Origin of the sequence: Aeromicrobium sp. IC_218 (assembly GCF_004336805.1) — a bacterium.
GTDB lineage: Bacteria > Actinomycetota > Actinomycetes > Propionibacteriales > Nocardioidaceae > Aeromicrobium.
In genome coordinates, this window is sequence record NZ_SJXM01000001.1 from 245,513 (window position 1) to 269,249 (window position 23,737).

Annotated in this window: 27 protein-coding genes; 16 read left to right on the forward strand and 11 right to left on the reverse strand. The window is 73.1% G+C overall.

Annotated features, from left to right (window positions below):
- The 3 genes from E0W78_RS01200 to E0W78_RS01210 all read right to left on the reverse strand — a co-directional run bounded on the left by E0W78_RS01200 (nucleotide 1) and on the right by E0W78_RS01210 (nucleotide 3,582).
- A complete protein-coding gene (locus E0W78_RS01200) occupies nucleotides 1-768 on the reverse strand; it encodes an NAD(P)H-binding protein (RefSeq protein WP_131402025.1) in 768 nt (255 codons plus the stop codon).
- 37 nt (nucleotides 769-805) lie between these two features.
- Nucleotides 806-1,681 carry an RNA polymerase sigma factor SigJ gene (sigJ, locus tag E0W78_RS01205; RefSeq protein ID WP_131402026.1) on the reverse strand — a complete coding sequence of 292 codons (876 nt, stop codon included), beginning with the start codon at nucleotides 1,679-1,681 and terminating at the stop codon, nucleotides 806-808.
- A 68-nt stretch (nucleotides 1,682-1,749) separates the two neighbouring features.
- On the reverse strand, nucleotides 1,750-3,582 hold the full coding sequence (locus E0W78_RS01210) for a phosphoenolpyruvate carboxykinase (GTP) (protein WP_131402027.1): 1,833 nt from the start codon (nucleotides 3,580-3,582) through the stop codon (nucleotides 1,750-1,752).
- Nucleotides 3,583-3,748: 166 nt separating this feature from the next.
- Here E0W78_RS01210 and E0W78_RS01215 point away from each other — a divergent pair, with 166 nt between their 5' ends.
- From E0W78_RS01215 to E0W78_RS01225, 3 genes are read left to right on the forward strand one after another with little or no spacing between them, the layout of a single operon-like run.
- Nucleotides 3,749-4,051: a metalloregulator ArsR/SmtB family transcription factor gene (locus E0W78_RS01215; protein ID WP_131402028.1), complete on the forward strand. Its 303-nt coding sequence runs from the start codon at nucleotides 3,749-3,751 to the stop codon at nucleotides 4,049-4,051.
- The gene (locus tag E0W78_RS01220; RefSeq protein ID WP_131402029.1) at nucleotides 4,048-5,040 is read left to right on the forward strand and encodes a GGDEF domain-containing protein; all 993 of its coding nucleotides are present in this window, start codon (nucleotides 4,048-4,050) and stop codon (nucleotides 5,038-5,040) included. Before E0W78_RS01215 ends, E0W78_RS01220 begins: the two co-directional genes overlap by 4 nt.
- 34 nt (nucleotides 5,041-5,074) lie before the next feature.
- Complete coding sequence (locus tag E0W78_RS01225) at nucleotides 5,075-6,562, forward strand: potassium/proton antiporter (protein WP_131402030.1); 1,488 nt, start codon at nucleotides 5,075-5,077, stop codon at nucleotides 6,560-6,562.
- Here the strand turns inward: E0W78_RS01225 and E0W78_RS01230 are convergent, their stop codons facing one another.
- From E0W78_RS01230 to E0W78_RS01240, 3 genes are read right to left on the reverse strand one after another with little or no spacing between them, the layout of a single operon-like run.
- A complete protein-coding gene (locus E0W78_RS01230) occupies nucleotides 6,563-7,093 on the reverse strand; it encodes a LytR C-terminal domain-containing protein (RefSeq protein ID WP_165570362.1) in 531 nt (176 codons plus the stop codon). It abuts the gene before it with no gap.
- Nucleotides 7,090-7,395: a type II toxin-antitoxin system VapB family antitoxin gene (locus tag E0W78_RS01235; protein WP_019143854.1), complete on the reverse strand. Its 306-nt coding sequence runs from the start codon at nucleotides 7,393-7,395 to the stop codon at nucleotides 7,090-7,092. Before E0W78_RS01235 ends, E0W78_RS01230 begins: the two co-directional genes overlap by 4 nt.
- A gap of 52 nt (nucleotides 7,396-7,447) precedes the next feature.
- Nucleotides 7,448-8,407, reverse strand: coding sequence for an NADPH:quinone oxidoreductase family protein (locus E0W78_RS01240; RefSeq protein WP_131402031.1), 960 nt, complete (start codon nucleotides 8,405-8,407; stop codon nucleotides 7,448-7,450).
- Between the two features lie 106 nt (nucleotides 8,408-8,513).
- On the opposite strand from E0W78_RS01240, the gene E0W78_RS01245 reads away from it, so the two are divergent.
- Nucleotides 8,514-9,140, forward strand: a complete 627-nt coding sequence (locus E0W78_RS01245) for a TetR/AcrR family transcriptional regulator (protein ID WP_242686171.1) — start codon at nucleotides 8,514-8,516, stop codon at nucleotides 9,138-9,140.
- Between the two features lie 49 nt (nucleotides 9,141-9,189).
- On the opposite strand, the gene E0W78_RS01250 is transcribed toward E0W78_RS01245, so the two are convergent.
- Nucleotides 9,190-9,681, reverse strand: a complete 492-nt coding sequence (locus E0W78_RS01250) for an inorganic diphosphatase (protein ID WP_131402032.1) — start codon at nucleotides 9,679-9,681, stop codon at nucleotides 9,190-9,192.
- A 62-nt stretch (nucleotides 9,682-9,743) separates the two neighbouring features.
- On the opposite strand from E0W78_RS01250, the gene dacB reads away from it, so the two are divergent.
- Both dacB and E0W78_RS01260 read left to right on the forward strand, forming a co-directional pair.
- Nucleotides 9,744-11,153: a D-alanyl-D-alanine carboxypeptidase/D-alanyl-D-alanine-endopeptidase gene (gene dacB / locus E0W78_RS01255; RefSeq protein ID WP_131402033.1), complete on the forward strand. Its 1,410-nt coding sequence runs from the start codon at nucleotides 9,744-9,746 to the stop codon at nucleotides 11,151-11,153.
- Nucleotides 11,154-11,189: 36 nt separating this feature from the next.
- Nucleotides 11,190-12,230, forward strand: coding sequence for a zinc-dependent metalloprotease (locus E0W78_RS01260; RefSeq protein WP_131402034.1), 1,041 nt, complete (start codon nucleotides 11,190-11,192; stop codon nucleotides 12,228-12,230).
- An 18-nt stretch (nucleotides 12,231-12,248) separates the two neighbouring features.
- Here E0W78_RS01260 and E0W78_RS01265 read toward each other — a convergent pair whose 3' ends face one another.
- From E0W78_RS01265 to E0W78_RS01275, 3 genes are read right to left on the reverse strand one after another with little or no spacing between them, the layout of a single operon-like run.
- Entirely contained in the window at nucleotides 12,249-13,028 is a 780-nt protein-coding gene (locus E0W78_RS01265; RefSeq protein ID WP_131402035.1) for an amino acid ABC transporter ATP-binding protein, read from the reverse strand.
- Nucleotides 13,015-13,683, reverse strand: coding sequence for an amino acid ABC transporter permease (locus E0W78_RS01270; RefSeq protein WP_131402036.1), 669 nt, complete (start codon nucleotides 13,681-13,683; stop codon nucleotides 13,015-13,017). The genes E0W78_RS01265 and E0W78_RS01270 overlap by 14 nt, the downstream gene beginning before the upstream one ends.
- Nucleotides 13,680-14,543, reverse strand: a complete 864-nt coding sequence (locus E0W78_RS01275) for an amino acid ABC transporter substrate-binding protein (RefSeq protein ID WP_131402037.1) — start codon at nucleotides 14,541-14,543, stop codon at nucleotides 13,680-13,682. The genes E0W78_RS01270 and E0W78_RS01275 overlap by 4 nt, the downstream gene beginning before the upstream one ends.
- A gap of 143 nt (nucleotides 14,544-14,686) precedes the next feature.
- Between E0W78_RS01275 and tilS the strand changes: the two genes are divergently transcribed.
- From tilS to E0W78_RS01325, 10 genes are all read left to right on the forward strand, one after another.
- Complete coding sequence (gene tilS / locus E0W78_RS01280; protein ID WP_131402038.1) at nucleotides 14,687-15,652, forward strand: tRNA lysidine(34) synthetase TilS; 966 nt, start codon at nucleotides 14,687-14,689, stop codon at nucleotides 15,650-15,652.
- 4 nt (nucleotides 15,653-15,656) lie between these two features.
- Nucleotides 15,657-16,214: a hypoxanthine phosphoribosyltransferase gene (gene hpt / locus E0W78_RS01285; RefSeq protein ID WP_038951492.1), complete on the forward strand. Its 558-nt coding sequence runs from the start codon at nucleotides 15,657-15,659 to the stop codon at nucleotides 16,212-16,214.
- A 137-nt stretch (nucleotides 16,215-16,351) separates the two neighbouring features.
- Nucleotides 16,352-18,364 (forward strand): ATP-dependent zinc metalloprotease FtsH, encoded by a 2,013-nt coding sequence (gene ftsH / locus E0W78_RS01290; protein ID WP_131402039.1) that lies wholly within the window; start codon nucleotides 16,352-16,354, stop codon nucleotides 18,362-18,364.
- A 157-nt stretch (nucleotides 18,365-18,521) separates the two neighbouring features.
- Entirely contained in the window at nucleotides 18,522-19,088 is a 567-nt protein-coding gene (folE, locus tag E0W78_RS01295; protein ID WP_131402040.1) for a GTP cyclohydrolase I FolE, read from the forward strand.
- Nucleotides 19,089-19,131: 43 nt separating this feature from the next.
- Nucleotides 19,132-19,935, forward strand: a complete 804-nt coding sequence (folP, locus tag E0W78_RS01300) for a dihydropteroate synthase (protein ID WP_131402194.1) — start codon at nucleotides 19,132-19,134, stop codon at nucleotides 19,933-19,935.
- The gene (locus E0W78_RS01305) at nucleotides 19,935-20,366 is read left to right on the forward strand and encodes a nuclear transport factor 2 family protein (protein WP_131402041.1); all 432 of its coding nucleotides are present in this window, start codon (nucleotides 19,935-19,937) and stop codon (nucleotides 20,364-20,366) included. Before folP ends, E0W78_RS01305 begins: the two co-directional genes overlap by 1 nt.
- Nucleotides 20,367-20,388: 22 nt before the next feature.
- Nucleotides 20,389-20,766 carry a dihydroneopterin aldolase gene (gene folB / locus E0W78_RS01310; RefSeq protein ID WP_131402042.1) on the forward strand — a complete coding sequence of 126 codons (378 nt, stop codon included), beginning with the start codon at nucleotides 20,389-20,391 and terminating at the stop codon, nucleotides 20,764-20,766.
- On the forward strand, nucleotides 20,763-21,326 hold the full coding sequence (folK, locus tag E0W78_RS01315; RefSeq protein WP_131402043.1) for a 2-amino-4-hydroxy-6-hydroxymethyldihydropteridine diphosphokinase: 564 nt from the start codon (nucleotides 20,763-20,765) through the stop codon (nucleotides 21,324-21,326). Before folB ends, folK begins: the two co-directional genes overlap by 4 nt.
- A 1-nt stretch (nucleotide 21,327) precedes the next feature.
- Nucleotides 21,328-21,828 (forward strand): DUF3180 domain-containing protein, encoded by a 501-nt coding sequence (locus tag E0W78_RS01320; protein ID WP_165570363.1) that lies wholly within the window; start codon nucleotides 21,328-21,330, stop codon nucleotides 21,826-21,828.
- On the forward strand, nucleotides 21,825-22,625 hold the full coding sequence (locus E0W78_RS01325) for an alpha/beta hydrolase (RefSeq protein WP_242686172.1): 801 nt from the start codon (nucleotides 21,825-21,827) through the stop codon (nucleotides 22,623-22,625). Before E0W78_RS01320 ends, E0W78_RS01325 begins: the two co-directional genes overlap by 4 nt.
- A 102-nt stretch (nucleotides 22,626-22,727) precedes the next feature.
- Here E0W78_RS01325 and E0W78_RS01330 read toward each other — a convergent pair whose 3' ends face one another.
- Nucleotides 22,728-23,714, reverse strand: a complete 987-nt coding sequence (locus E0W78_RS01330) for an aldo/keto reductase (RefSeq protein ID WP_131402045.1) — start codon at nucleotides 23,712-23,714, stop codon at nucleotides 22,728-22,730.
- Nucleotides 23,715-23,737: the final 23 nt, after the last annotated feature.

Here is a 23,737-nt window from a genome sequence, read left to right on the forward strand (position 1 = left end):
TCAGGGGCGCTGCCCGGCGAGCCAGTCCGCGAACGTCGGGCCCACCAGGTCGGCTGCGTCCGGGCCGGGCAGCAGCGTCCCGCTGCGCATCGCGCGCCCGAGCGGTCCCGGCAGCGGGACCCCGACGACCCGTCCGCTCCCGCCGCCGGCCACGTCCCACTGCCGCACCAGGTCGGGCAGCCACTCCTCCCGCGGGCCGGCCAGCTCGCGGGCCCGGCCGGCGGGTTCACCCACGGCGAGGTCCGCGAGCCGGCGTCCCACCTCGGCGGCGGCCACCGGCTGCGTGCGCATGCGCGGGGAGAGGTGCCAGGGTCCGGCCTTCATCGCCTGGTGCATCTGCATGGCGAACTCGTGGAACTGCGTGGCCCGCAGGATCGTCCACGGCACCGGACCGTGCTCGACGAGGTCCTCCTGCGCGAGCTTGCCGGCGTAGTGACCCGTGCGTCCCCGGTCGACGCCCACGATCGAGAGCGCAACGTGGTGCCCGACGCCCGCCCGCTGCCCGGCGGCGAGCAGACGGCTCGTGACCGCCGTGAAGAAGTCGCGGGACGTCCGCGACGACATACTCGGGACCGACGTGACGTCCACGACGGCGTCGACCCCGGCCAGCGCGGCGTCCAGCCCGGTGCCGTCGACCAGGTCCACCCCGGTGCCCCGGCTCAGCACCACCGCGTCGTGGCCCGACGCCTCCAGCGCCGCCACCACGTGGCGTCCGACCGTTCCCGTGCCGCCCGCGACGGCGACCTTCCTGCTCTGGTTCTCGTCCATGTCCCTCTGACGACGCAGCCCTCCGGAACGTGAGGGCTCAGGACCAGGCGGTGAGCTTGTGCGGGTTGCGCACGATCCACACGTCGGTGACGACGCCGTCCGTGACGCCCAGCGCCAGCACCGAGTCGACGGCGTCGTCCTCGGCGACGACCGCGACGAGTCGGCCGCCGACCTCGGCCGGACGCACCTCGAAGCGCGGGTGACGGGCGAGCAGCCCGAGCAGGAAGCGGGCCACGGCGTCGGCGCCGCGCACCGGACGCCGGGCGGCGCTGACGAGACCGCCGCCGTCGGACGTCAGGACGACGCTCGGGTCGAGGACGGCGACGAGTGCGTTCACGTCACCGGTCAGGCAGGCGGCCTGGAAGGCGGCGACCGCCCGGGCGTGCTCGTCGCGGGACGCCGCGACCCGCCGGTCCGACCTCAGGGCGCGCCGGGCGGCGGCCGCGAGGGCCCGGCAGGCCTGTGGGGTGCGCCCGACCGCCTCGGCCACCTGGTCGAACGGCACCGCGAAGACGTCGTGCAGCACCCACGCGACCCGCTGGGCCGGGGTGAGCGCCTCGAGCGCCACCAGCACGGCGAGGTCCACCGACTCACCGAGCACGGCCAGGTCGGCCGGGTCGGGCGCGACGACGGGGGAGTGGGCCGGCAGCGGCTCGGGCAGCCACGGCCCGACGTACGTCTCGCGGCGGTGCCGGGCCGACCCCAGCACGTCCAGGCAGATGCGCGACGTCACCGTCGTCAGCCACGCGGCGGGCTCGCGGACGTCGGCGCGCTCGGCGTCGGTCAGCCGGAACCAGCGGGCGTAGGCCTCCTGGACGGCGTCCTCGGCCTCGCCCGCGTCGCCGAGCATGCGGAAGGCGACGGCGAGCAGGCGCGGTCGCGCGTCCTCGGCCGGCGGCACGGTGGTGGTCATGTCCCTCCCGGAGACGACGGAGCCCCACGAACCATACGGTCCGTGGGGCTCCGGGTCGTGCGTGCGGCTCAGGCCTGGTCGAGGGCGGCGGCCACGCGGCGGTGGGCCTCCCAGATCTCCTCGGGCAGGTTCGCGAACGCCTTCAGGTGCTCCTCGCGGAAGCCCATCTCCTGCTTCCAGCGGTCCACGTCGATCGACAGGATCGTCTCGAGGTCCTTCTCGGTGATGTCCATGCCCTCGAGCTTGAGCTCCTCCTTGAGCGGCAGGACGCCCACCGGGGTCTCGCGACCGGTGACCTCGCCGTTCTTGTACTCCATGAGCCACAGCAGCGCGCGCAGGTTGTCGCGGTAGCCGTGCCACAGGAAGTGGCCGTCCTCGGGGTCACGCTGGAACCAGTTGACGTGCGCGAACAGCGGCTGCTCGCTGGCCGCGCCGACGATCTTGAGCCAGTGCGCCGCGTACGGACCCTCCGGGTACGACATGAACGGACGCATCGACATCGGGTCGTAGCGCAGCTGGCCCTCGACGCCCTCGGCCGCGAACGTGGCCTCGGCACCGAGCGTCAGGCCGTCGTAGACGCCCTCGGCCAGGTCGTGGATGGCGCGCACCAGCGGCTCGCGGTCGCGCGTGCGGCCACCGAAGATGATCGCGTCGATCGGCACGCCCTGCGGGTCCTCGAAGTCACCGGCGATGTTCGGGACGTTCGCCAGCGTCGTGGTGAAGCGGCTGTTCGGGTGCGCCCACGGAGCGTCGGCACCCTCGGCCCGGTCGGCGATGCGGTCGCCCTTCCAGTCCAGCCAGCCGTCCAGGTCGGCCGGGTGCTCGGGCGTCTTGCCCTCCCACCAGACCTCCTGGGTCTTCTCGTTGTAGGCGATGTTGGTGAAGATCGCGCCCGTGCCCGCGTCGACCGAGTGCAGGGCACCGGGGTTGGTGACCTCGTTGGTGTCCTTCGCGACGCCGAAGACGCCGTTCTCGGGGTTCATGCCGTACAGGCGGCCGTCCTCGCCGACCCACAGCCAGGCGATGTCGTCGCCGTAGAACTCGACGTAGTACCGGTCGCCCAGGGCGTCCGGCGCCAGCGTCATGGCCAGGTTCGTCTTGCCCGACGCGCTCGGGAAGCCGCCACAGATGTGGTACTTCTTCCCGGTCTCCTTGTCGGTAATGCCCAGCAGCATGAACTGCTCGGCCAGGAACTCGCCGGACGCGTAGCCGTCGTAGGCGGCCTGGCGCAGGCCGTGGGCGATCTTGCCGAGCAGCGCGTTGCCGCCGTACGACGAGCCGAAGTGCAGGATCGTGCGCTCGTCGGCGACGGTGACGAAGTACCGCTGGTCGTCCGCGGTGCCGTGGCCGAGCGTCTCCAGGTCGCCCGTCACGTGCACGGCGCGGACGAAGTGGTCCGGCTCCGCCAGCTCGTTGATGTACTTCACGCCCACGCGCGCCATGCGGATCATGTGCAGCACGACGGTGCGCGTGTCGGTGAGCTCCACGCCCGCGGCGTACTTCTCCAGCGGCGAGCCCTGCGGCGCCATCAGGTAGGGGACGACGTACATCGTCTTGCCCTGCGACGCGCCCTTCATCTTGCTCTCGAGCAGCGGCTTCATCTCCGAGGACGGACGCCAGTTGTTGTAGGCGCCGGCGTCGTCGGGGTTGCTCGTGGCCACGATCGTGCGCTCCTCGGAGCGCGCGGTGTCCTTGTGGTAGCTGCGCGAGTAGTACAGGCCCTCGCCCGCCGGCAGCAGCTCGCCGGCGTCCAGCGACTCCTGGACCAGGCGCGCGTCGTCGGACGCGTCGACCACCTCGACCCGCTCGGCCCCCGTCAGTGCCGCCCAGTACTGCACGTACTCGCGCACGTGCGGATTGGTCAGCCCGGCCTCGTCGAGCACCGACTCCACGTCAGTCATCGTATTCTTCCTCTCGCTGCGGTCACGCGAACGCGCTTGCACGGTCCTTGATTGAAGAACCGTGCAAGTGACAGTACCGTCAAGCACTGCCCTGGCAGTCAGGGTGGCACAGAAGCGGTCTCTCGCAGAGTGGCACAGATCGCACTTCCCTCATGAGGAGCGACCCGTGCACGACCCCGAGCACCAGCGGGCAGCGGACTTCTTCCGCACCCTCGGTCATCCCACCCGGATGCGCATCCTGGAGCTGCTCGCCGTCCGCGACCACGCCGTCCACGAGATGCTCGAGGCGCTCGACGCCGAGCCCAGCAACCTCTCCCACCAGCTCGCCGTGCTGCGCCGTGCGGGGCTCGTCGCGTCGCGACGCCAGGACGGCGAGGTGGTCTACTCCGCGACCGTCCCGGAGGCCAGCAAGCTGGTCGCCGCGGCGCGCGCGATCGTCGGGGATCTGTCGGGCCGGGGCCGGGCATGAGGAACCGGCCGGTCGCCCCGACGACCGACCGTCTGCGCGAGGCGCCGCAGCTCCCGTTCGTGACCGCCCTGCTGTTCGGCTGCGGTGGCCTGGCGCTGGGCACGAACGTGCTGATCCCCGTCGACGGCACCAACCCGCCCGAGGTGCTGGGCACGCTCGCCGTGCTGTCGCTCGCCTGCGCGGCCTACGCCGCCGTCCGCGGACCGCGCTTCACCCGGGCCGAGGCGACCGTGCTGCTCGTCCCGCTCATGGCGGCGGTGACGGTGCTGACCGTGACGACCGACCTGCCCGTCGCGGCGCTCGGCAACGGCCTCGTGCTCCCGGTCGTGGGCGCGTACACGGTCTGGTTCGTGCCCGGCCGCCTGCCGCGGACGATCCACCTCGTCGGCGTGGCCACCTGGTTCGTCGCCATCGTGATGCGCGACGAGGGGCTGGCCGGCCTCGCCGTCACGGTGCTGCTGGAGTCGCTCGTCGCCGTGGAGGTGCTGCGCCGGCTGCGCCGCCGGCTCGAGGCGCTCTCGGTGACGGACGCGCTGACCGGCGCCCTCAACCTGCGCGGCGTCCGCGACGAGGCGCAGCGGCTGCTCCGCCGGGCCGGGCGCTACGGCAAGCCGCTGGCCGTCGTCGTGGTCGACCTGGACGACCTGCGCGTCATCAACAACACGTACGGGCACGCCGCCGGCGACGTCCTGCTGGAGTCGGTCTGCGACCACTGGCGCGGCCACCTGCGCGGCAACGACGTGCTCGGCCGCACCGGCGGCGACGAGTTCGTCGTGCTGCTGCCCGACACCGACGAGGACGAGGCCGAGTCGCGCATGGCCGGGCTGCACGAGACGTCCCCGGCCGGCTGGTCGTGGGGCGTGGCGTCGGCCCAGCCGGGCGACGACTTCAGCAAGGTCCTGGAGCTGGCCGACGAGCGGATGTACACCCGCAAGGCGCGCCACCACCGCGAGGCAGCGGCCCGCGGGGACGGGGAGACCGGCCGTTAGCATGGCGGCACTCCGCCGACCCTGAGGAGACGCCGTGCACGAGGTCGCGCTCGACGTGGTGCTCCTGGTGGGGTCGGCCGTCCTGATCCTGGCCATCGTCGCGGTGCGGTTCTCCCACCGGCTCGGCCTGCCCAGCCTCCTGGTCTACCTCGGCATCGGCCTGCTGCTCGACGAGACCGGCCTCTACGGCCACTTCCACGACGCCGACCTGGCCCTCGCCCTCGGGCTCGCCGCCCTGGTGCTGATCCTGGCCGAGGGCGGTCTCACGACCCGCTGGGAGCACGTCCGCCCGGCGATGGGCCTGGGCCTCCTGCTGGCGACGCTCGGCGTGACCGTCAGCGTGCTCGTCGTGGCCCTGGCCGCCCACCACCTGCTCGGGCTCGACTGGCAGCTCGCCCTCCTGCTCGCCGCCGTCGCCAGCCCGACGGACGCGGCCGCGGTGTTCTCGGTGCTGCGCTCGGTGCCGCTCCGCTCCCGCGTCGCGGGCGTGCTCGAGGCCGAGTCGGGCCTGAACGACGCCCCCATCGTCGTCCTCGTCGTGGCGCTGTCGGCCGGCGACCTCGCCGACCAGCCGGCGCTGCTCACCGGGGCGATCATCGCCGGCGAGCTCGTGCTGGGCGCCGTGCTCGGCCTGGCGGTCGGCTGGGCCGGCGGACGGCTGCTGCGTGGCATCGCCCTGCCGTCGTCGGGCCTCTACCCGCTGGCCGTGCTGGCCTTCACCGTCATGGCGTACGGGCTGGCCGCGTCGGTGCACGGCAGCGGGTTCGCCGCGGTCTACGTCGCCGCGCTCGTGCTGGGCAACACCGAGCTCCCGCACCGGGCGGCGACCCGGTCGTTCGCCGAGGGCGTGGGCTGGCTCGCCCAGATCGGCCTGTTCGTCATGCTCGGCCTGCTCGCCGACCCGCTCACCATCGAGTGGTGGCACGCCGGCACGGCGCTGGGGGCGTGGGCGATCCTGACCTTCGTGGCGCGGCCGCTCTCGGTGGCGGTGTGCGCGGTGTGGTTCCGGCGGCCGGTGGGTGAGCAGCTGTTCGTGTCGTGGGCCGGCCTGCGCGGCGCCGTGCCGGTCATCCTGGCCACCATCCCGCTCGCGGCGGACGTCCCGGGCGCGCACGACCTGTTCAACATCGTGCTGGTCTTCGTCATCGGGTCGACGCTCGCCCAGGCGCTCCCGCTGGGCTGGATGGCCGCCCGGGCGGGGGTGCTGGACGACGGCGCGCGCGACATGGACGTGGAGGCCGCGCCGCTGGAGCGGATCTCGGCTGACCTGCTGCTGGTGCACGTGCCGGCCGGCTCGCGCCTGGCCGGCGTCGAGATCGGCGAGCTGCGCCTGCCGGTCGGGGCCAGCGTCACCCTCGTGGTGCGCGACGGCGAGAGCGTGGTGCCGCACCGCACGACCCGGATCCGGGTCGAGGACGACATGCTCGTGGTGGTGCCGCGACGGCTGCGGCTGCGCACGGAGGCCCGGCTGCGGGCGGTGGCCCGCCACGGCCGCCTGGCCGGGTGGGACCCGGAGGACTGACTACTCGACCGCGGACTCGTTGGGCACGCACACGGTGACGTCCTGCGTCGCGGTGACGGCCGGCTGGGCCCGCTTGAGCCCGGCGTAGTCCTGTCCGACGACGACCGTGACGCCGCCCGCGGGCAGCGCCGCGCCGACCGGCGGCTTCTCGATGCGCACCTTGCCGCGCAGCTGCTGGGCGACGAGCTTGACCATGTCGTCGTTCGCGTCCGGCGCCAGGATCGTCACGCGCTCGACCTTCACGCCCTCGGGGGCGTTGCCGACGCTGCCGGCCAGGAACCCGCGTCGCTGCAGCTGCAGCGACGCCCGGTTGGCCAGGCCGCTCTTCTGGCTGGCGTTGCGCACGTGCACCGTCACCAGGTTCGAGGTCAGCTTCTCGCCCCGCTTCACCACGGTGTCGGTGCACGTGGGGCCCTCGACGGTGGTGTCGGCGTCCGCGAGGAGCAGCGTCGCGCCGTAGGCGGCGCCGCCGACCAGCACGACGGCGGCGAGGACGAGGGTGAGGGCGGACGTGATGCGGCGTCGGCTCACGCGGAGGCCTCCTGGAGGTCGTGGACGCGGGCGTGCAGCATCGTCCGCTGCTGGAGGGCGGCGCGCAGCGCGCGGTGCAGGCCGTCCTCGAGGTAGAGCTCGCCGCGCCAGCGCACGACGTGGGCGAACAGGTCGCCGAAGTAGGTGGAGTCCTCGTCGAGCAGGGTCTCGAGGTCGAGCTCGGTCTTGGTGGCCACCAGCTCGTCCAGGCGCACCTGGGTCGGCGGCACGTCGGCCCACTGGGCCGCGGTCAAGCCGTGGTCCGGGTAGGGACGCCCGGGGTTCACGCGCTTGAAGATCACGGCGTCAGTCTAGACAGGTGCTGCCGCGCGGGACCGGACGCCGAGCCGCGCGTCAGGGGAGCAGGACGATCTTCCCGGTCGCGCGGCGCTCGTCGATGTCGTGCAGGGCCTTCGCCACGTCGTCCAGCGGGTAGGTCGCGCCGACCACGGGAGCGAGCGCGCCGGACTCCAGGTGCGGCAGCATCGCGTCCCACTCGCGGCGGACGTGGCCCGGACGGCCCAGGACGTACGCGCCCCAGCCGACGCCGGTGACCTCGATGTTGTTGAGCAGCAGCCGGTTGACCTTGACCTCGGGGATCGAGCCGCCGGTGAACCCGATGACGAGCAGGCGCCCGTCCTCGCGCAGGCAGCGCAGCGAGTCGGTGAACCGGTCGCCGCCCACGGGGTCCACGACGAGGTCGACGCCGCCGCGCTCCTTGACCGCGTCGCGGAAGCCGTCGACCAGCACGTACGCGTCGGCGCCGGCGGCGAGGGCGACCTCGCCCTTCTCGTCGGTGGAGACGACCGCCACGACGTCCGAGGCGCCGAACGCCTTCGCGACCTGGATGGAGGCCGTGCCGATGCCGCCCGCGGCGCCGTGCACGAGCACGCGCTCGCCCGCGGCGAGGCGTCCGCGCTCGACCAGCGCGAAGTACGCCGTGCCGTAGTTGAAGATGACCGACGCGCCCTGCTCGAAGCTCATCGAGTCCGGCAGCGGGAAGACCAGGTCGGCGGGTGCGGCGACCTGCTCGGCGAAGCCGCCGAGCAGCGGCAGCGCGGCGACGCGGTCACCGACCGTCAGGCCCGAGCCCTCGGGGGCGCTGGCCACGACGCCCGCGACCTCGGCGCCCGGGACGAACGGGAGGTCGGGCTTCATCTGGTACTGCCCGCGGGTCAGCAGCACCTCGGGGAAGGCGACGCCCGCGGCGCGCACGTCGATCAGCACCTGACCGTCCGCGACGGTGGGGGCGGGAACGTCCGCGACGACGACGTCGTCGGGACCGGTGAGCGAGGTGATCTGGACGGCACGCATGTCGGGAGCCTAGAGCAGACAGGTGAGCAATCGCTTAGTCCGCCGCCCACCGGTTCCGGATACCGGCGGTACGGGGAATACTGCTCGCAGACGACCAGGAGGCTCCGTGGCCGAGACCGCATCCCAGACCGCCCGCAGCCGTGCCGCCCGGCAGGCCGAGACCCGGCGGCGGCTCATCGACGTCGCCCGCCGGATGTTCCTCGACGACGGGTACGCCGCCACGTCGCTGGACAAGGTGGCGGTCGAGGCCGGCTACTCCAAGGGCGCGGTCTACTCCAACTTCTCCGGCAAGGAGGAGCTGTGCCTGGCGGTGCTGGACTCCCTGCACGAGCGCCAGGTCGAGGGCGTGGTCTCGGCGTTCAGCGGCGAGGGCGACCTCGACTCGCGCATCGACGCCTTCGCCCGGTGGGCCCGGGCCAACGTCGGACGTCCGCGGGCCATGGCCCTGGAGGTCGAGCTGGCGGTCGCGGCCCGGCACAGCGCGTACGTGGCCGAGGAGCTGCGGCGGCGCCACCGCGAGATCCGCACGGCGACGGCCGGCCTCATCCGGGCCGTCGTCGAGGGGGAGGGGCTGCGGCTGTCCTACTCCTACGAGGAGGCGGCCACCGTGCTGCTCAGCCTGGGCGTCGGCCTGGGCGCCCTGCGCTCGATCGACTACGAGGTGGACGTGGAGCTGTTCGGCACCGCGATGCGCGCCCTGCTCGCCGGCGCGACCCGGCCGCAGGACGACTGACGGGCCGCCCCCGGGTGGGGACGGCCCGTCGTCGACGGATCAGCGGGGCTCAGTAGCCGCCGTTGTCCTTGAAGCGCTGGAACGAGGCCTCGATCTCGACCTCGGCGGCCGCGCGGCCGACCCACGAGGCACCCTCGACCGACTTGCCGGGCTCGAGGTCCTTGTAGACCTCGAAGAAGTGCTGGATCTCGAGACGGTCGAACTCCGGCACGTGGTGGATGTCGCGCATGTGCTCGTGGCGCGGGTCCGTCGCGGGGACGCACAGGACCTTGTCGTCGCCGCCGGCCTCGTCGGTCATGCGGAACATGCCGATCGCGCGGCAGGTGATGACGCAGCCGGGGAACGTGGGGACGTCGAGCAGGACGAGCGCGTCCAGCGGGTCGCCGTCCTGGCCGAGCGTGTCGTCGATGAAGCCGTAGTCCGCGGGGTACTGCGTCGCGGTGAAGAGCGTCCGGTCGAGGCGGATGCGGTGGGTCTTGTGGTCCACCTCGTACTTGTTGCGGTTCCCCTTGGGGATCTCCACGGTGACGTCGAAAATCACGGTTCCTCCGGCAAAGACGGGCTGAGACAGAGGGCCATCGTCCCACAGATACCCTCGGGGGCATGAGCGGGCGTCCGGGTCGGAGGATCGGGACGCGTCTGCTCGCCGCTCTCGTCGTGGTCGCCCTCGTGGCCGGCGCCGGCCTCTGGCTGCGCGCGGCGCACGCCGACGGGCGGCTCAACTCCCTGATCTGCGGCGGCGACTGCGGCCCGTCCGCGGTGTCCGCCCCCGACGGCCTGGCCCTCGAGGGCGACGACGGCACCGCGCCGGCGGTCGAGCCCGCGACGGGCGCCGACCCCGACCCGACGTCCCTGCAGGCCGTGGTCGACGCGGCGGTCCGGGCGCCGGCCCTCGGCCCGCACGTCGGCGTCCGGGTCACCGACCTGGCGACCGGACGCGTGCTGGCCGAGCACGGCGACGGCGCGTTCACCCCGGCCTCGACCACCAAGGTCCTCACCGGCTTCGCGGCGCTGGCCACCCTGGACCCCGACGCGCGGCTCGCGACGCGCACCGTCCTGGACGGCGACCGGCTCGTCCTGGTCGGTGGCGGCGACCCGTTCCTGCTGTCGGAGCCGGAGCGGCCCGCCGGGTACGGCGAGCGGGCCGACCTGCGCACCCTCGCGAAGCGCACCGCCCGCGAGCTCGCGACCCGGGGCGTCGACCGGGTCCGCCTCGGCTACGACGCCTCGCTGTTCGAGGGCCCGTCAGCCAGCCCCGCCTGGGCGGCCAACGGCTACGTCCGGGCGGGCATCGTCGCGCCGGTGAGCGCGCTCTGGGTCGACCGGGGCACCGGTCCCTCGGGGGCGACCGTGGCCGACCCGGCCGCCGCGGCCGCCGCCGTGCTCGCCCGGGAGCTGCGCCAGGCCGGGGTGGACGTCGTCGGCTCGCCCTCCGCCGCGACGGCGTCCGGCGACGAGGTGGCCCGGGTGACCAGCGCGACCGTCCGCCAGCTGGTCGAGGTCGTGCTCCGGCGCAGCGACAACGAGGGCGCCGAGGTGCTGCTCCGCCACGTCGGCCGGGCGAGCGGCCAGCCGGCCAGCTTCGCCGGCGGAACCCAGGGCGTCGAGCAGGCGCTGAGCGACGCCGGCGTGGACGTCTCGGGGCTCGTGCTCGGCGACGGCAGCGGCCTCGCCCGCGGCAACCTCATCGCCCCGGCCACGCTCACCGGGGCGCTCGAGGCCGCCGCCCGCGACCCGCGGACGTCCGCGCTGCTCGCCGGGCTCCCGGTGGCGGGCTTCGACGGCACGCTGGCCGACCGCTTCGACGCGGGCTCGTCCCGCGACGTCGTCGGTCTCGTGCGGGCCAAGACCGGGACGCTCACCGGCGTCCACGCGCTGGCCGGCGTGGTCCGCGACCCGAGCGGCCGTCCGCTCGCCGTCGCCGTCATGGCCGACCGGGCCACCGCCGCGCCGGCCGACGTCCAGGCCGCGCTGGACGCGGTCGTGACGGCCGTGGCGACCGCCGGCGACTGACCTGCCGGGCGTGGGCGGCGCCCGTACTGTGGCGGCATGATCGACTGGCAGACCGCCCGGCGGACCGCCGCCCGCTTCGCCAAGCCCGGCCCCGAGATGTCGCCGGCCGAGGTGGCCGAGGCGGTCGAGGAGCTGCGCCAGGGCGCCTACCGGGCCGAGGGTCCGGTGCGCGAGTTCACCGGGCTGACCGCCGGGTCGGGCACGGCGCCCGTCCTGGTGGTCGACCGGCCGACGTGGGCCGCGGCCAACCTGGAGAGCTTCGAGGTGCTGCTCGACCCACTCAGCCGGCGCCTGGCCGCGCAGACGAAGGTCGGCCCGCTGGGCCGGGCCGTCGGCGACCGGGTCAACGGCGTGCAGGTCGGTGCCGTGCTGTCGTTCCTGTCCGGACGCGTGCTCGGCCAGTTCGACCCGTTCTGGACCGGGGGCGGCGACCAGGGGCGCCTGCTGCTGGTGGCGCCGAACGTCGTCCAGGTCGAGCGGCAGCTCAAGGTCGACCCGCACGACTTCCGGCTGTGGGTCTGCCTGCACGAGGAGACCCACCGGGTGCAGTTCACGGCCGTCCCGTGGATGGCCGACCACCTGCGGGCGCTCGTGGCCGAGCTGCTCGAGGAGAGCCGCACCGATCCCGAGGCGATGGCCGAGACGCTCGGCAACGCGCTCTCGCGGCTCGGCGAGCTCGGCCGCTCGGACTCCACCGCGAGCCTGGCCGACCTGTTCCAGACCGACCGCCAGCGCGAGATCGTCGAGCAGGTCACCGGCGTCATGTCGCTGCTCGAGGGGCACGCGGACGTCGTCATGGACGGCGTCGGGCCCTCGATCGTCTCGAGCGTGAAGGTCATCCGGCGCAAGTTCGACCAGCGGCGCAAGGGCAAGGGCGGCCTGGACGCGGTCGTCCGCCGGCTGCTCGGCCTGGACGCGAAGCTGGCGCAGTACCGCGACGGCGCCACGTTCGTCCGGCGGGTCACCCGCACGGGCGGGCAGGACGCGTTCGACGCCGTCTGGAGCGGTCCGGAGAACCTGCCGTCGCTGGCCGAGATCAAGGACCCCGCCGCCTGGCTGGCGCGCGTCCACGGCTGAGCCGGACGCCGGCCAGGCTCAGCCCAGCGGGTTGAGCAGGCGGTCCAGGAACTGGCGGGTGCGTTCGTGCGCCGGTGCGGTGAAGAACGCCGCCGGGGCGCCGCGCTCGACGATGACGCCGCCGTCCATGAACACGACCTCGTCGGCGACCTGGCGGGCGAACTGCAGCTCGTGGGTGACGACGACCATCGTCCAGCCCTCGGTCGCCAGCTGCTTCATGACGCCCAGCACCTCGCCGACCAGCTCGGGGTCGAGCGCACTCGTCGGCTCGTCGAACAGCAGCAGCTCGGGCTTGAGCGCCAGGGCGCGGACGATGCCCACGCGCTGCTGCTGGCCGCCCGACAGCTGGTGCGGGTGGACGTCCTCCTTGTCGGCCAGGCCGACGCGCTCGAGCAGCGCGCGGGCCTCGGCGACGGCCTGGTCGCGCGGCACCTTCTGCACGACGGTGGGGCCCTCGACGACGTTCTGCAGCACGGTCTTGTGCGGGAACAGGTTGTGCGCCTGGAACACCATCGCCGAGCGGTCGCGCAGGGCGTACCGGTGGACGTCCGCGACCGGGTGGGAGAAGTCCAGCTCGAGGTCCTCGCCGACCGCGATCGTGCCGCCGTCGGGCACCTCGAGCCCGTTGAGCGAGCGCAGCACGGTGGTCTTGCCCGAGCCGGACGGTCCGATGAGCGCGACGACCTCGCCCTTGCGGACGGTCAGGTCGATCGAGCGCAGGACCTCCAGGTCGCCGAAGCTCTTGCGCAGCCCGGTGGCCTGCAGGACGACCGGGGCGGACGGGTCAGTGTGCGACATGGCGCTCCAGCCGGGTCTCGAGCCGGCTCTGGCCGGCGGACAGCGCGAGGCAGACCACCCAGTAGTAGACGGCGGCCATCACGTAGAGCGTCATGAACTCGCCCGACGCGGCCGCCACCTCCTGGGCCTCGCGGAACATCTCGGTGACCAGGATGAGCGAGGTCAGCGAGGTGTCCTTCACCAGGGAGATGAAGGAGTTCGACAGCGGCGGCACCGACACCCGCACGGCCTGCGGCAGGATGATGCGCTGCAGCGTGAGCCGGCGGTTCATGCCCACCGTGTACGCCGCCTCCCACTGTCCCTTCGGGACGGACTGGACGGCGGCGCGGATGATCTCGGCGGCGTAGCCGGCGACGTTCAGCGACAGTGCGATGACCGCGCTCGGCCACGGGTCGATCCGGATGCCGATGGACGGCAGGCCGTAGAAGACGATGAACAGCTGCACCAGCAGCGGCGTGCCGCGGATGATCGAGACGTACGCGCGGGCCAGCCACTGCACAGGCCGGGGGCCGTAGAGCCGGGCCATCGCCACGCCCAGCGCGAGGTTCAGCGCCAGCGCCATCGAGATGAGCGCCAGCGGGATCGTGCCCACCAGGGTCCCGCGCAGGAGCGGCCAGAAGGCCTCCTGCACGAGGTCCCAGGTGTCGGGTGTCACCGAGAGACGTCCTGGCCGAAGTACTTCTCGCCGATCTCCGCCAGGGTGCCGTCCTCGCGCAGCTCCTCGAGGGCGTCGTCGACGTCGTCCATGAGCTCGGCGTTGTCCTTGGTGACGACGAAGGCGCTGCGCGACGGGTCGTCGGTCTCGGCGACGACCTTGAGGCCGGCGTCGCCGCCCTGCTGCTTCTGGTAGTCCAGCAGCGTCAGCTTGTCGTTGACCGTCGCGTCCACGCGGCCGTCCTTGATCAGGGCGACCGACTGGGCCCAGCCCTCGACGGCCTCGACCTCGGCGCCGAAGCTCTTGGCGACCTCGAACCAGTTGCTGGTCAGCGACTGCGCCGTCGTGCGGCCCTTCAGGTCGTCGAAGCCCTGGATGTCGGTGTTGTCTGCCGGGACGATCAGCACGCCGGGCGAGATCGTGTACGGCTCGGACATGAGGTACTTGGCCTCACGCTCGGGGTTGATCGAGATCTGGTTCGCGATGAGGTCGAAGCGACCACCGTCGAGGCCGGCGAAGATGGCGTCGAACTGCGTCTCCTGGAACTTGATCTTCAGGTCCAGCTTCTTCGCGATCGCCTCGATGACCTCGACGTCGTAGCCGACCAGGTCGCCGCCCTGCTCGTGGAAGGTGAAGGGGCGGTAGGTGCCCTCGGTGGCGACGGTGAGGACGCCGTCGTCGACGAGCTGGTAGCCCTCGTCGGAGGCGTCGTCGCCGTCACGGGTCAGGAAGAACACGACGAGCGCGACCACGACCAGGGCGACGACGACGCCGACCACCAGTCCGGTGCGGGAGCGCTTCTGCGCCGGTCCCTCGCCGGGACGGTTGGAGATCGGCGCGTTGCCGGAGGTCTGGCTCATCGGGGTCCTCTCGATCGGGCGACGGCGCCGGAGGGCGTCCGCGTCGGGCACAGTTGTCGCAGACCCGGGGCGGAGCCGCTGACGCGTCTCGACCACCGAGACTACGCGGACCCTCCGGGACGCACCGGACGAGAGGAGCCCCCGTGACCGCCGCACGAGGACGGCTCGACCCCGCCGTCGCCGACGCTCGCCTCGCCGTCACAGGCGCGATCGCCGACCTCGACCCCGGCGCCCGGGTCGCCCTCGCGGTGTCCGGCGGGGCCGACTCGCTGGCCCTGGCCGCCGCCGCGGCGTTCGTCGGACGTGACGGACGCCTCGCCCTGGAGGCGGTCGTCGTCGACCACGGGCTGCAGGACGGCTCGGCCGAGGTCGCGCGTCGCGCCGCCGAGCAGGTCGGGTCGCTGGGAGTGCCGGCGACGGTCGTCCGCGTGGACGTCGGCACGGACGGCGGGACGGAGGCGGCCGCCCGCCGCGCCCGCTACGCCGTGCTGGACGCGCTCGACGTCGAGGCCGTGCTGCTCGGGCACACGCTGGACGACCAGGCCGAGACCGTGCTGCTCGGGCTCGGCCGCGGGTCGGGACCGCGGTCGCTCGCCGGAATGGCGCCGGTCGCCGGTCGCCACCGCCGCCCGTTCCTGGGCCTGCGCCGCGCCACCACCGAGCAGGTCTGCCGGGCCCTCGGACTCGACCCGTGGCACGACCCGCACAACGACGACCCCCGCTTCCGTCGCGTCCGCGTCCGGCACGAGGTGCTGCCGCTGCTCGAGGACGTCCTGGGCGGCGGGGTCGCCGAGGCGCTCGCCCGCACCGCCTCCCTGTCCCGCGCCGACGCCGACCTGCTCGACGCGCTCGCCGCCGAGCGCCTGCCCGACCCGCTGGACGTCCTCGCGCTCGCGGCCGAGCCCGCCGCGCTGCGCTCGCGCGCCCTCCGCCAGGCCGCCGTCGGGGCCGGGGCGGACGCGGGCCGGATGTCGGCCGGGCACGTGGCCGCGCTGGACGCCCTGGTGACCGCGTGGCGGGGCCAGGCGCGGGTCGAGCTGCCCGGCCAGGTGGCCGCCGTGCGCGAGGGGACGCGACTGCGCTTCGTCCCCACGCCTGTGGCACGCTGAACCCGTGGATCTTCAGCACGTGGAGAACGACCTCGCCCCCGACCAGACCCTCTTCACCGAGGACCAGATCCGCGATCGTCTCGCGGAGATGGCCCGGCAGATCGAGGCCGACTACGAGGGCAAGGACATCCTGCTCGTCGGCGTCCTCAAGGGGGCCGTCATGGTCATGGCCGACCTGGCCCGCGCGCTGGACCGCCACGTCGAGATGGACTGGATGGCCGTCTCCTCCTACGGCTCGGGCACGCAGAGCTCCGGCGTCGTGCGCATCCTCAAGGACCTCGACACCGACCTCGAGGGCCGTCACGTGCTCATCGTCGAGGACATCATCGACACCGGCCTGACGCTGTCGTGGCTCGTGGCCAACCTGCGCTCGCGCCGTCCGGCCTCGGTCGAGATCGCCACGCTGCTGCGCAAGCCCGAGGCCCAGCAGATGGAGGTCGACGTGCGGTACGTCGGCTTCGACATCCCCAACGCGTTCGTCGTCGGCTACGGGCTCGACTACGCCGAGAAGTACCGCAACCTGAGCGGCATCGCGACGCTCGCCCCGCACGTCTACAGCTGAGCGCGCGGCCGGTTCGCCCCCGGCGAACACGGGAACGAGCGACCCCTGCTCGTCGTTGAGTCGGGTGTCGGCGATGCGTGTACCGTCTGACTACCCGTCGAGAACGTCAGTGAGGAGTGGGCTCCGCCCCGTCCCGTATGAATGCCAAACGTCTCTTCAAGGGCCCCTGGTTCTGGATCATCCTGTCGGCGATCGCCGTGGTCGTCGTGCTGCAGCTCGTCACCCCCAGCGGCGGGTTCCGTGAGGTCAAGACCGCCACGATGGTCAGCTACCTCGAGGACGGCAAGGTCGAGGACGTCACCTTCATCGAGGGCGACCAGCAGATCGAGGCGACGCTCGACGGCGGCGAGAAGGTCCGCGCCCACTGGCTGGGCGACCAGGGCAGCCGCCTGGTCGAGGCGGCGCAGAAGTCCGTCGCCGACAAGACGCTGAAGTCCTACGACGTCGAGGTGCCGCAGCCCAGCTTCCTGGGCTCGATGCTCGGCGCGATCCTGCCGTTCATCATCATCCTGGCGATCTTCTTCTTCCTGATGAACAACATCCAGGGCGGCGGCGGACGCGTCATGCAGTTCGCCAAGTCCCGCGCGAAGCTGATCAGCAAGGACACGCCCAAGACCACCTTCGCCGACGTCGCGGGCTGCGACGAGGCGATCGAGGAGCTCGGCGAGATCAAGGAGTTCCTCCAGGAGCCGGCCAAGTTCCAGGCCGTCGGCGCCAAGATCCCCAAGGGCGTCCTGCTCTACGGCCCGCCCGGCACCGGCAAGACGCTGCTCGCGCGCGCCGTCGCCGGCGAGGCCGGCGTCCCCTTCTACTCGATCTCCGGCTCGGACTTCGTCGAGATGTTCGTCGGCGTCGGTGCCTCGCGCGTCCGCGACCTGTTCGAGCAGGCCAAGGAGAACGCTCCGGCGATCGTCTTCATCGACGAGATCGACGCCGTCGGACGTCACCGCGGCACCGGCATGGGCGGCGGCCACGACGAGCGCGAGCAGACGCTGAACCAGCTGCTCGTCGAGATGGACGGCTTCGACGTGCGCGGCGGCGTCATCCTCATCGCCGCGACCAACCGTCCCGACGTGCTCGACCCCGCCCTGCTGCGTCCGGGCCGCTTCGACCGCCAGATCGGCGTCGAGGCCCCCGACCTCAAGGGCCGCGAGACGATCCTCAAGGTGCACGCGCGGGGCAAGCCGCTCGAGCCCGGCGTCGACCTGCAGTCCGTCGCACGCCGCACGCCCGGGTTCTCCGGCGCCGACCTGGCCAACGTGCTGAACGAGGCCGCGCTGCTCACCGCGCGCAGCAACCGCAAGACGATCGACGACGCCGCGCTCGACGAGGCGATCGACCGCGTCATGGCGGGGCCGCAGAAGCGCACGCGCCTCATGAACGACCACGAGCGCCTGGTCACGGCGTACCACGAGGGTGGCCACGCCCTGGTCGCCGCGGCGATGCCCGCGTCCGACCCGGTGCACAAGATCACGATCCTGCCCCGCGGCCGGGCCCTGGGCTACACGATGGTGCTGCCCGACGAGGACAAGTACTCCCAGACCCGCGCCGAGCTGCAGGACAAGCTGGCCTACATGCTGGGCGGCCGCGCGGCCGAGGAGCTCGTCTTCCACAACCCGACCACGGGCGCCGGCAACGACATCGAGAAGGCCACCAACCTGGCCCGCGCGATGGTGACCCAGTACGGCATGAGCGACCGGCTCGGCGCCGTCCGCTACGGCGACGACAACAGCCAGCCCTTCCTGGGCCGCGACCTCGGGCACACGCGCAACTACTCGGAGTCGATCGCCGCGATCGTCGACGAGGAGATCAACGAGCTGATCCGCGTCGCGCACCAGGAGGCGTTCGACGTCCTGGCCGACAACCGCGACGTCCTGGACGCGCTGGTGCTCGAGCTCATGGAGAAGGAGACGCTCGACAAGGCCGAGGTCGCCCGCATCTTCGAGCCGCTGCGCCGCCGCGCGTCGCGCCCGGCATGGACCGGCTCGGACTCGCGCACGCCCGACACGCGTCCGCCGGTCGACATCCCCGCGGTCAACGGCTCGCAGCCGGCCGGCGCGGTCGTCGTCGGTCCGGACACCGGCCCGGACGCCCCCACCGGCGACCCGGGCGTCGCCCGCGAGGGCGGCGAGCCCGAGGAGCTTCGGTGACCGAGCGGAGCGAGGGAGCCATGAGTCTCGTCATGCCCGGGCCTGCGTACCGTTCCTTTCCTCACGGAGGTCCGGGCATGACCGAGCGGAGCGAGGGAGCCATGAGCCTCGTCATGCCCGGGTCTGCGTACCGTTCCTTCCTCACGGAGGCCGGGGCATGACCGTGGACCAGCCGCGCGCGGAGGCGGCGATCCGCGAGCTGCTCATCGCGATCGGGGAGGACCCCGACCGCGACGGTCTCAAGGACACCCCGGCCCGCGTGGCGCGCTCCTACGCCGAGCTCGTCTCGGGCCTGGACCAGAACGCCGAGGACGTCCTCGTGCGCACGTTCGACGTGGCGCACGAGGAGCTCATCCTGGTGAAGGACATCGAGATGTGGTCGATGTGCGAGCACCACCTCGTCCCGTTCTTCGGCACGGCCCACGTCGGCTACATCCCGCGCGAGGGCGGCCAGGTCACCGGACTGTCGAAGTTCGCGCGTCTGGTCGACGTGTTCGCGCGTCGCCCCCAGGTGCAGGAGCGGCTCACCACGCAGATCGCCGACGCGATCGTCGACAACCTCAAGCCGCGCGGCGTCATCGTCGTCATCGAGGCCGAGCACCTGTGCATGACCATGCGCGGGGTGCGCAAGGGCGGCGCGAAGACGATCACCAGCGCCGTCCGCGGCCAGCTGCGCGACCCCGCCACCCGAGCCGAGGCCATGGGCCTCATCACCGGTCGGTAGCACCGTGGTCCTGCCCCAGCTCCCCGCCGACCGGACGCTCGTCATGGGCGTCGTCAACGTCACGCCCGACTCGTTCTCCGACGGCGGGCGGTTCTTCGACCACTCGCGAGCCATCGGTCGCGGGCGCACCCTCGTCGAGGACGGCGCCGACCTGGTCGACGTCGGCGGCGAGTCGACGCGTCCGGGCGCCGACCGCGTGCCCGAGGACGAGGAGCTGCGCCGGGTCGTCCCGGTCGTCCGCGAGCTCGCCGACGCCGGGCACGTCGTCTCGGTCGACACCACCCGCGTCCGCGTGGCCGAGCGGGCCCTGGAGGCGGGCGCCCAGCTGGTCAACGACGTGTCCGGCGGGCGCGCGGAGCCCGACATGCTGCGTCTGGCCGCCGACGCCGGCGTGCCCGTGGTGATCATGCACTGGCGCCAGCACTCGGCGTCCATGCAGAAGCACACCGACTACGACGACCTCGTCGCCGACGTCGTCGCCGAGCTGAACCAGCAGGTCGACGCCGCCGTGGCCGCCGGCGTGGCGCTCGAGCAGGTCGTGATCGACCCGGGCCTGGGGTTCTCCAAGACCGGCGCCCAGAACTGGGAGCTGCTCGGCCACCTCGACGCGTTCGTCGACCTCGACCTGCCGCTGCTCGTCGCCGCCAGCCGCAAGGGGTTCCTGGGCGAGCTGCTCGCCGAGGGGGGCACGCCGCCGCGTCCGCGCGACCGCGACGACGCCACCGCGGCCATCTCGACGTACTCGGCGCTGGCCGGGGCCTGGGCCGTGCGCGTGCACGACGCCAAGTCGTCCGCCTCCGCCGTGCGCGTGGCCGCCCGGCTCCTCGACGAGCTGGCGGCCGACTGATGGAGCCGGCCCACGCCGCCGTCGTGGCCGCCCACCGGGGGTTCTACGACAGCATCGAGTCCGGCGACCTGGACCTCATGCGCGCGCTGTGGCTCGACAGCCCCGGCACCGTCTGCGTCCACCCGGGCGGCGCGCCGCTGCGGGGGACCGACGCCATCCTCAAGTCGTGGGCCGTGCTCATGGCCAACGTCGACTACGTGCAGTTCTTCCTCACCGACATGACCATCTCGACCCGGCCGGCCGACCCCGACCTGGCCGAGGTCGCGATCGTCACCTGCACCGAGAACATGCTGTCGGACGGCTCGGCGCGCCAGGCCGACGGCTTCTCCGGCTCGTCCGCCGTCGCCACGCACGTGCTGGTCAAGGTCAGCACCGGCTGGCGGTTGTGGAGCCGGCACACGTCCACCCTGGTCCCCACGGAGGCGTCATGAGCGAGCGGCTGGAGGAGCGCCCGTGAGCATCCCCGAGGGGCTGGACCGGATCGACCTGGTCGGCATCCGGGCGCACGCCCACCACGGCCTGTTCGACTTCGAGCGGCGCGACGGGCAGACCTTCGTCGTGGACGCGAGCATCGGCCTGGACCTGCAGACCGCGGCCCGTACCGGCGACCTCAGTGCGTCCGTGCACTACGGCGAGCTCGCCGAGCAGCTGCACGCGGCGCTGGTCGACGACCCCACGGACCTCATCGAGACAGTGGCCCTTCGTATGCTGGACACGTGCCTGGAGCACGAGCAGGTGCGATGGGCTAGCGTGACGGTGCACAAGCCCGAGGCACCGATCGAGGTGGCGTTCACCGACGTCGCCGTGACCATGGAGCGGAGCAGAACGTGACCGAATCGCCCACCCCGTACGTCCTTGACGCGGACACGATGACTGGTGGGATGCGTCCCATCCGTCAGGCCGTGCTCGCGATCGGGTCGAACCTGGGTGATCGTCTCGGACGCCTGCAGGGGGCCGTCTCCGCGCTCGAGGACACGCCCGAGGTCACCCTCGTGGCCGTGTCCTCCGTGTACGAGACCGAGCCCGTGGGTGCGCCCGACGGCTCGCCGTCCTTCCTGAACGCAGTCGTCCTGATCGACACCACCCTCACCGTCCACACGCTGCTGGACCGCGCGCTGGCAATCGAGGACGCCTTCGGTCGTGAGCGCGCCGAGACCAACGGTCCGCGCACCCTCGACGTCGACCTCATCGTCGTCGGCGACCGCGTGGCCGACGACGAGCAGCTGACGCTGCCGCACCCGCGCGCCCACGAGCGCGCGTTCGTGCTGGCCCCGTGGCTGGAGATCGACCCCGAGGGCGAGATCCCCGGCAAGGGGTTCGTGGCCGACCTCATCGGCGACGTCGACACCGCTGGTGTCGTGCGGCGCGAGGACCTCGAGATCCTGCTCTGACGTGAGCACCGGCCCGGTTCCCCGGACCTCCGTCGCCGTCCTGGCGGCGGTCGGTGCGGTGCTCCTGGTCGTCGGACGCCTGCTGCCGAGCCTGCTCGACCGCCTGGACGTCCACCCGCCGCAGGTGGGCTGGGCGCCGGCGGTCGCGCTCGTCGTGGGCGCCGGCGTGCTGGGCGTGCTCGCCTGGAGCACCTGGCAGAGCCTGCACAAGCGGCACGAGCGGATGACGTCCGACCACGGCATCAAGCTGCTCGCGCTGGCCAAGGCCAGCAGCCTGGTCGGGGCGATCGTCGCCGGCGGCTACGCCGGGTACGCGCTCGCCTTCGCCGACGCGTGGCAGACCCCGCTGGGCCGCGACCGCGTCCTGCACAGTGGGTTCGCCGCGATCGGTGCCGTGCTGCTCGTGGTGGCCGCGCTGCTGCTCGAGCGGGCGCTGCAGGTGCCCGGCGACGACGAGGACGACCAGGGCAAGGCCCCGGCTCCGGACGCGACGCCCGCGTGAGCGCGCTGCGGCGGAGCACCGTCACCACCCGCGACGGCTTCGAGCTGGCCACCCAGTCGGGTGGTCCCAAGCGCACCCACGTCGTCCTGCTGCTGGCCGGTCAGGCCAACGCGCACCGCTGGTGGGACGGCATCCGCGACGGGTTCGAGGACCGCTGGCGCACGATCACCTTCGACTGGCGGGGCACCGGCGAGAGCCGCGGCGAGGTCGGGGAGTGGAGCACCGCCTCGTTCGCCGACGACGCCGCCGACGTCCTGCGGGCGCTGGGCGGGGCCCCGGCCGCGGTCTACGGCACGTCCATGGGCGGGCGCGTGGCGCAGATGCTGGCGCTGCGGCACCCCGAGCTCGTCTCGTCGCTCGTGCTCGCGTGCACGTCCCCGGGCGGGCCGCACGCCCGCGAGTGGGACGGCGACGTCCGGCGCCGGCTGTCCGAGCCCGACGACGCCGTGCGCCTGGCCTCGCTGCGCGACCTGTTCTACACCTCGGACTGGCCGCACGACGTGCGCGAGAGCCGCCTGCTCGGCGACCCGACGATGACGTCCGAGGAGGCGCGCATGCACCGCCGCGTGAGCCGCCGGCACGACGCCTGGGACGAGCTGCCGCGGCTGGACGTGCCCACGCTCGTCCTGCACGGCGCGGACGATCGCATGGCCCCGGCCGAGAACGCCCACCTGCTGGGGGAGCGCATCCCGGGCGCGCACGTGCTCGTCCACGAGAAGGGGCGGCACGGGTTCTTCGAGGAGTTCGCCGACGTGGTCACCCCCACCGTCCGCGGCTTCCTCCGCGCCCACGCCTGAGCGCGGCCCCGTTCCCTGAGCGCTGCCCCGGTCCCTGGGCCAGGCACCCCGTTCCCTGAGCCTGTCGAAGGGACGCTTCGACAGGCTCAGCGAGCGAACGACCTACCAGCGGTGGGCGACCTCGGGGGCGACGAGCTCGTCGTAGACGGCGCGGACGGCGTCCAGCGTCTCGGCCGGCAGCGGGGCGAGGTCGGCCGCGGCGACGTTGCCGCGGGCCTGCTCGGGGTTGCGGGCGCCGGGGATGACCGTGGAGACGCCCGGCTGGTCGATCACCCAGCGCAGCGCGGTCTGGGCCATCGTCGCGCCCTCGGGCACGAGCGGGGCGAGCCGGCGCACGGCCTCCAGGCCGAGCTCGAACGGCACGCCGGAGAACGTCTCGCCGACGTCGAACGCCGAGCCGTCGCGGTTGTAGCTGCGGTGGTCGGACGCGTCGAAGGTCGTGCTCTCGTCGTACTTGCCCGAGAGCAGGCCGCTGGCCAGCGGCACGCGCACGATGATCCCCACGCCGGCGTCCTGCGCGGCCGGCAGGACGTCGTCCAGCGGGGCGAGGCGCAGCATGTTGAGGATGATCTGCACGGTCGCGACGTGCGGACGGGCGAGGGCGGCCAGCGCCTCGGCGCGGGTCTCGACGCTGACGCCGTACGAGGCGACGCGGCCCTCGGCCACGAGGGTGTCGAGCGCGTCGTAGGTCTCGTCGCGGTCGTAGACCGGCGTCGGCGGGCAGTGCAGCTGGACCAGGTCGAGCGTGTCGACGCCGAGGTTCTCGCGCGAGCGGTCGTTCCAGGCCCGGAAGGCGTCCAGCGTGTAGGCCTCGGGCACGTGCGGGTCGGCCCGACGGCCCATCTTGGTGGCCACGGTGACGTCGTCGATGCCGCGCGAGCGCAGCCAGCGGCCAATCAGCTGCTCGCTGCGGCCGTCGCCGTAGACGTCCGCGGTGTCGTAGAAGCGCACGCCGCCCTCGTAGGCGGCGTCGAGCACGGCGAGCGCGTCGTCCTCGCGCACCTCGCCCCAGTCGGCGCCCAGCTGCCAGGTGCCGAGGCCGACGACCGAGACGGGTCGTCCGGTGCGTCCGAGGGTGCGGGTCTCCATGGTTCCTCCGGTGCGGTCGTGGC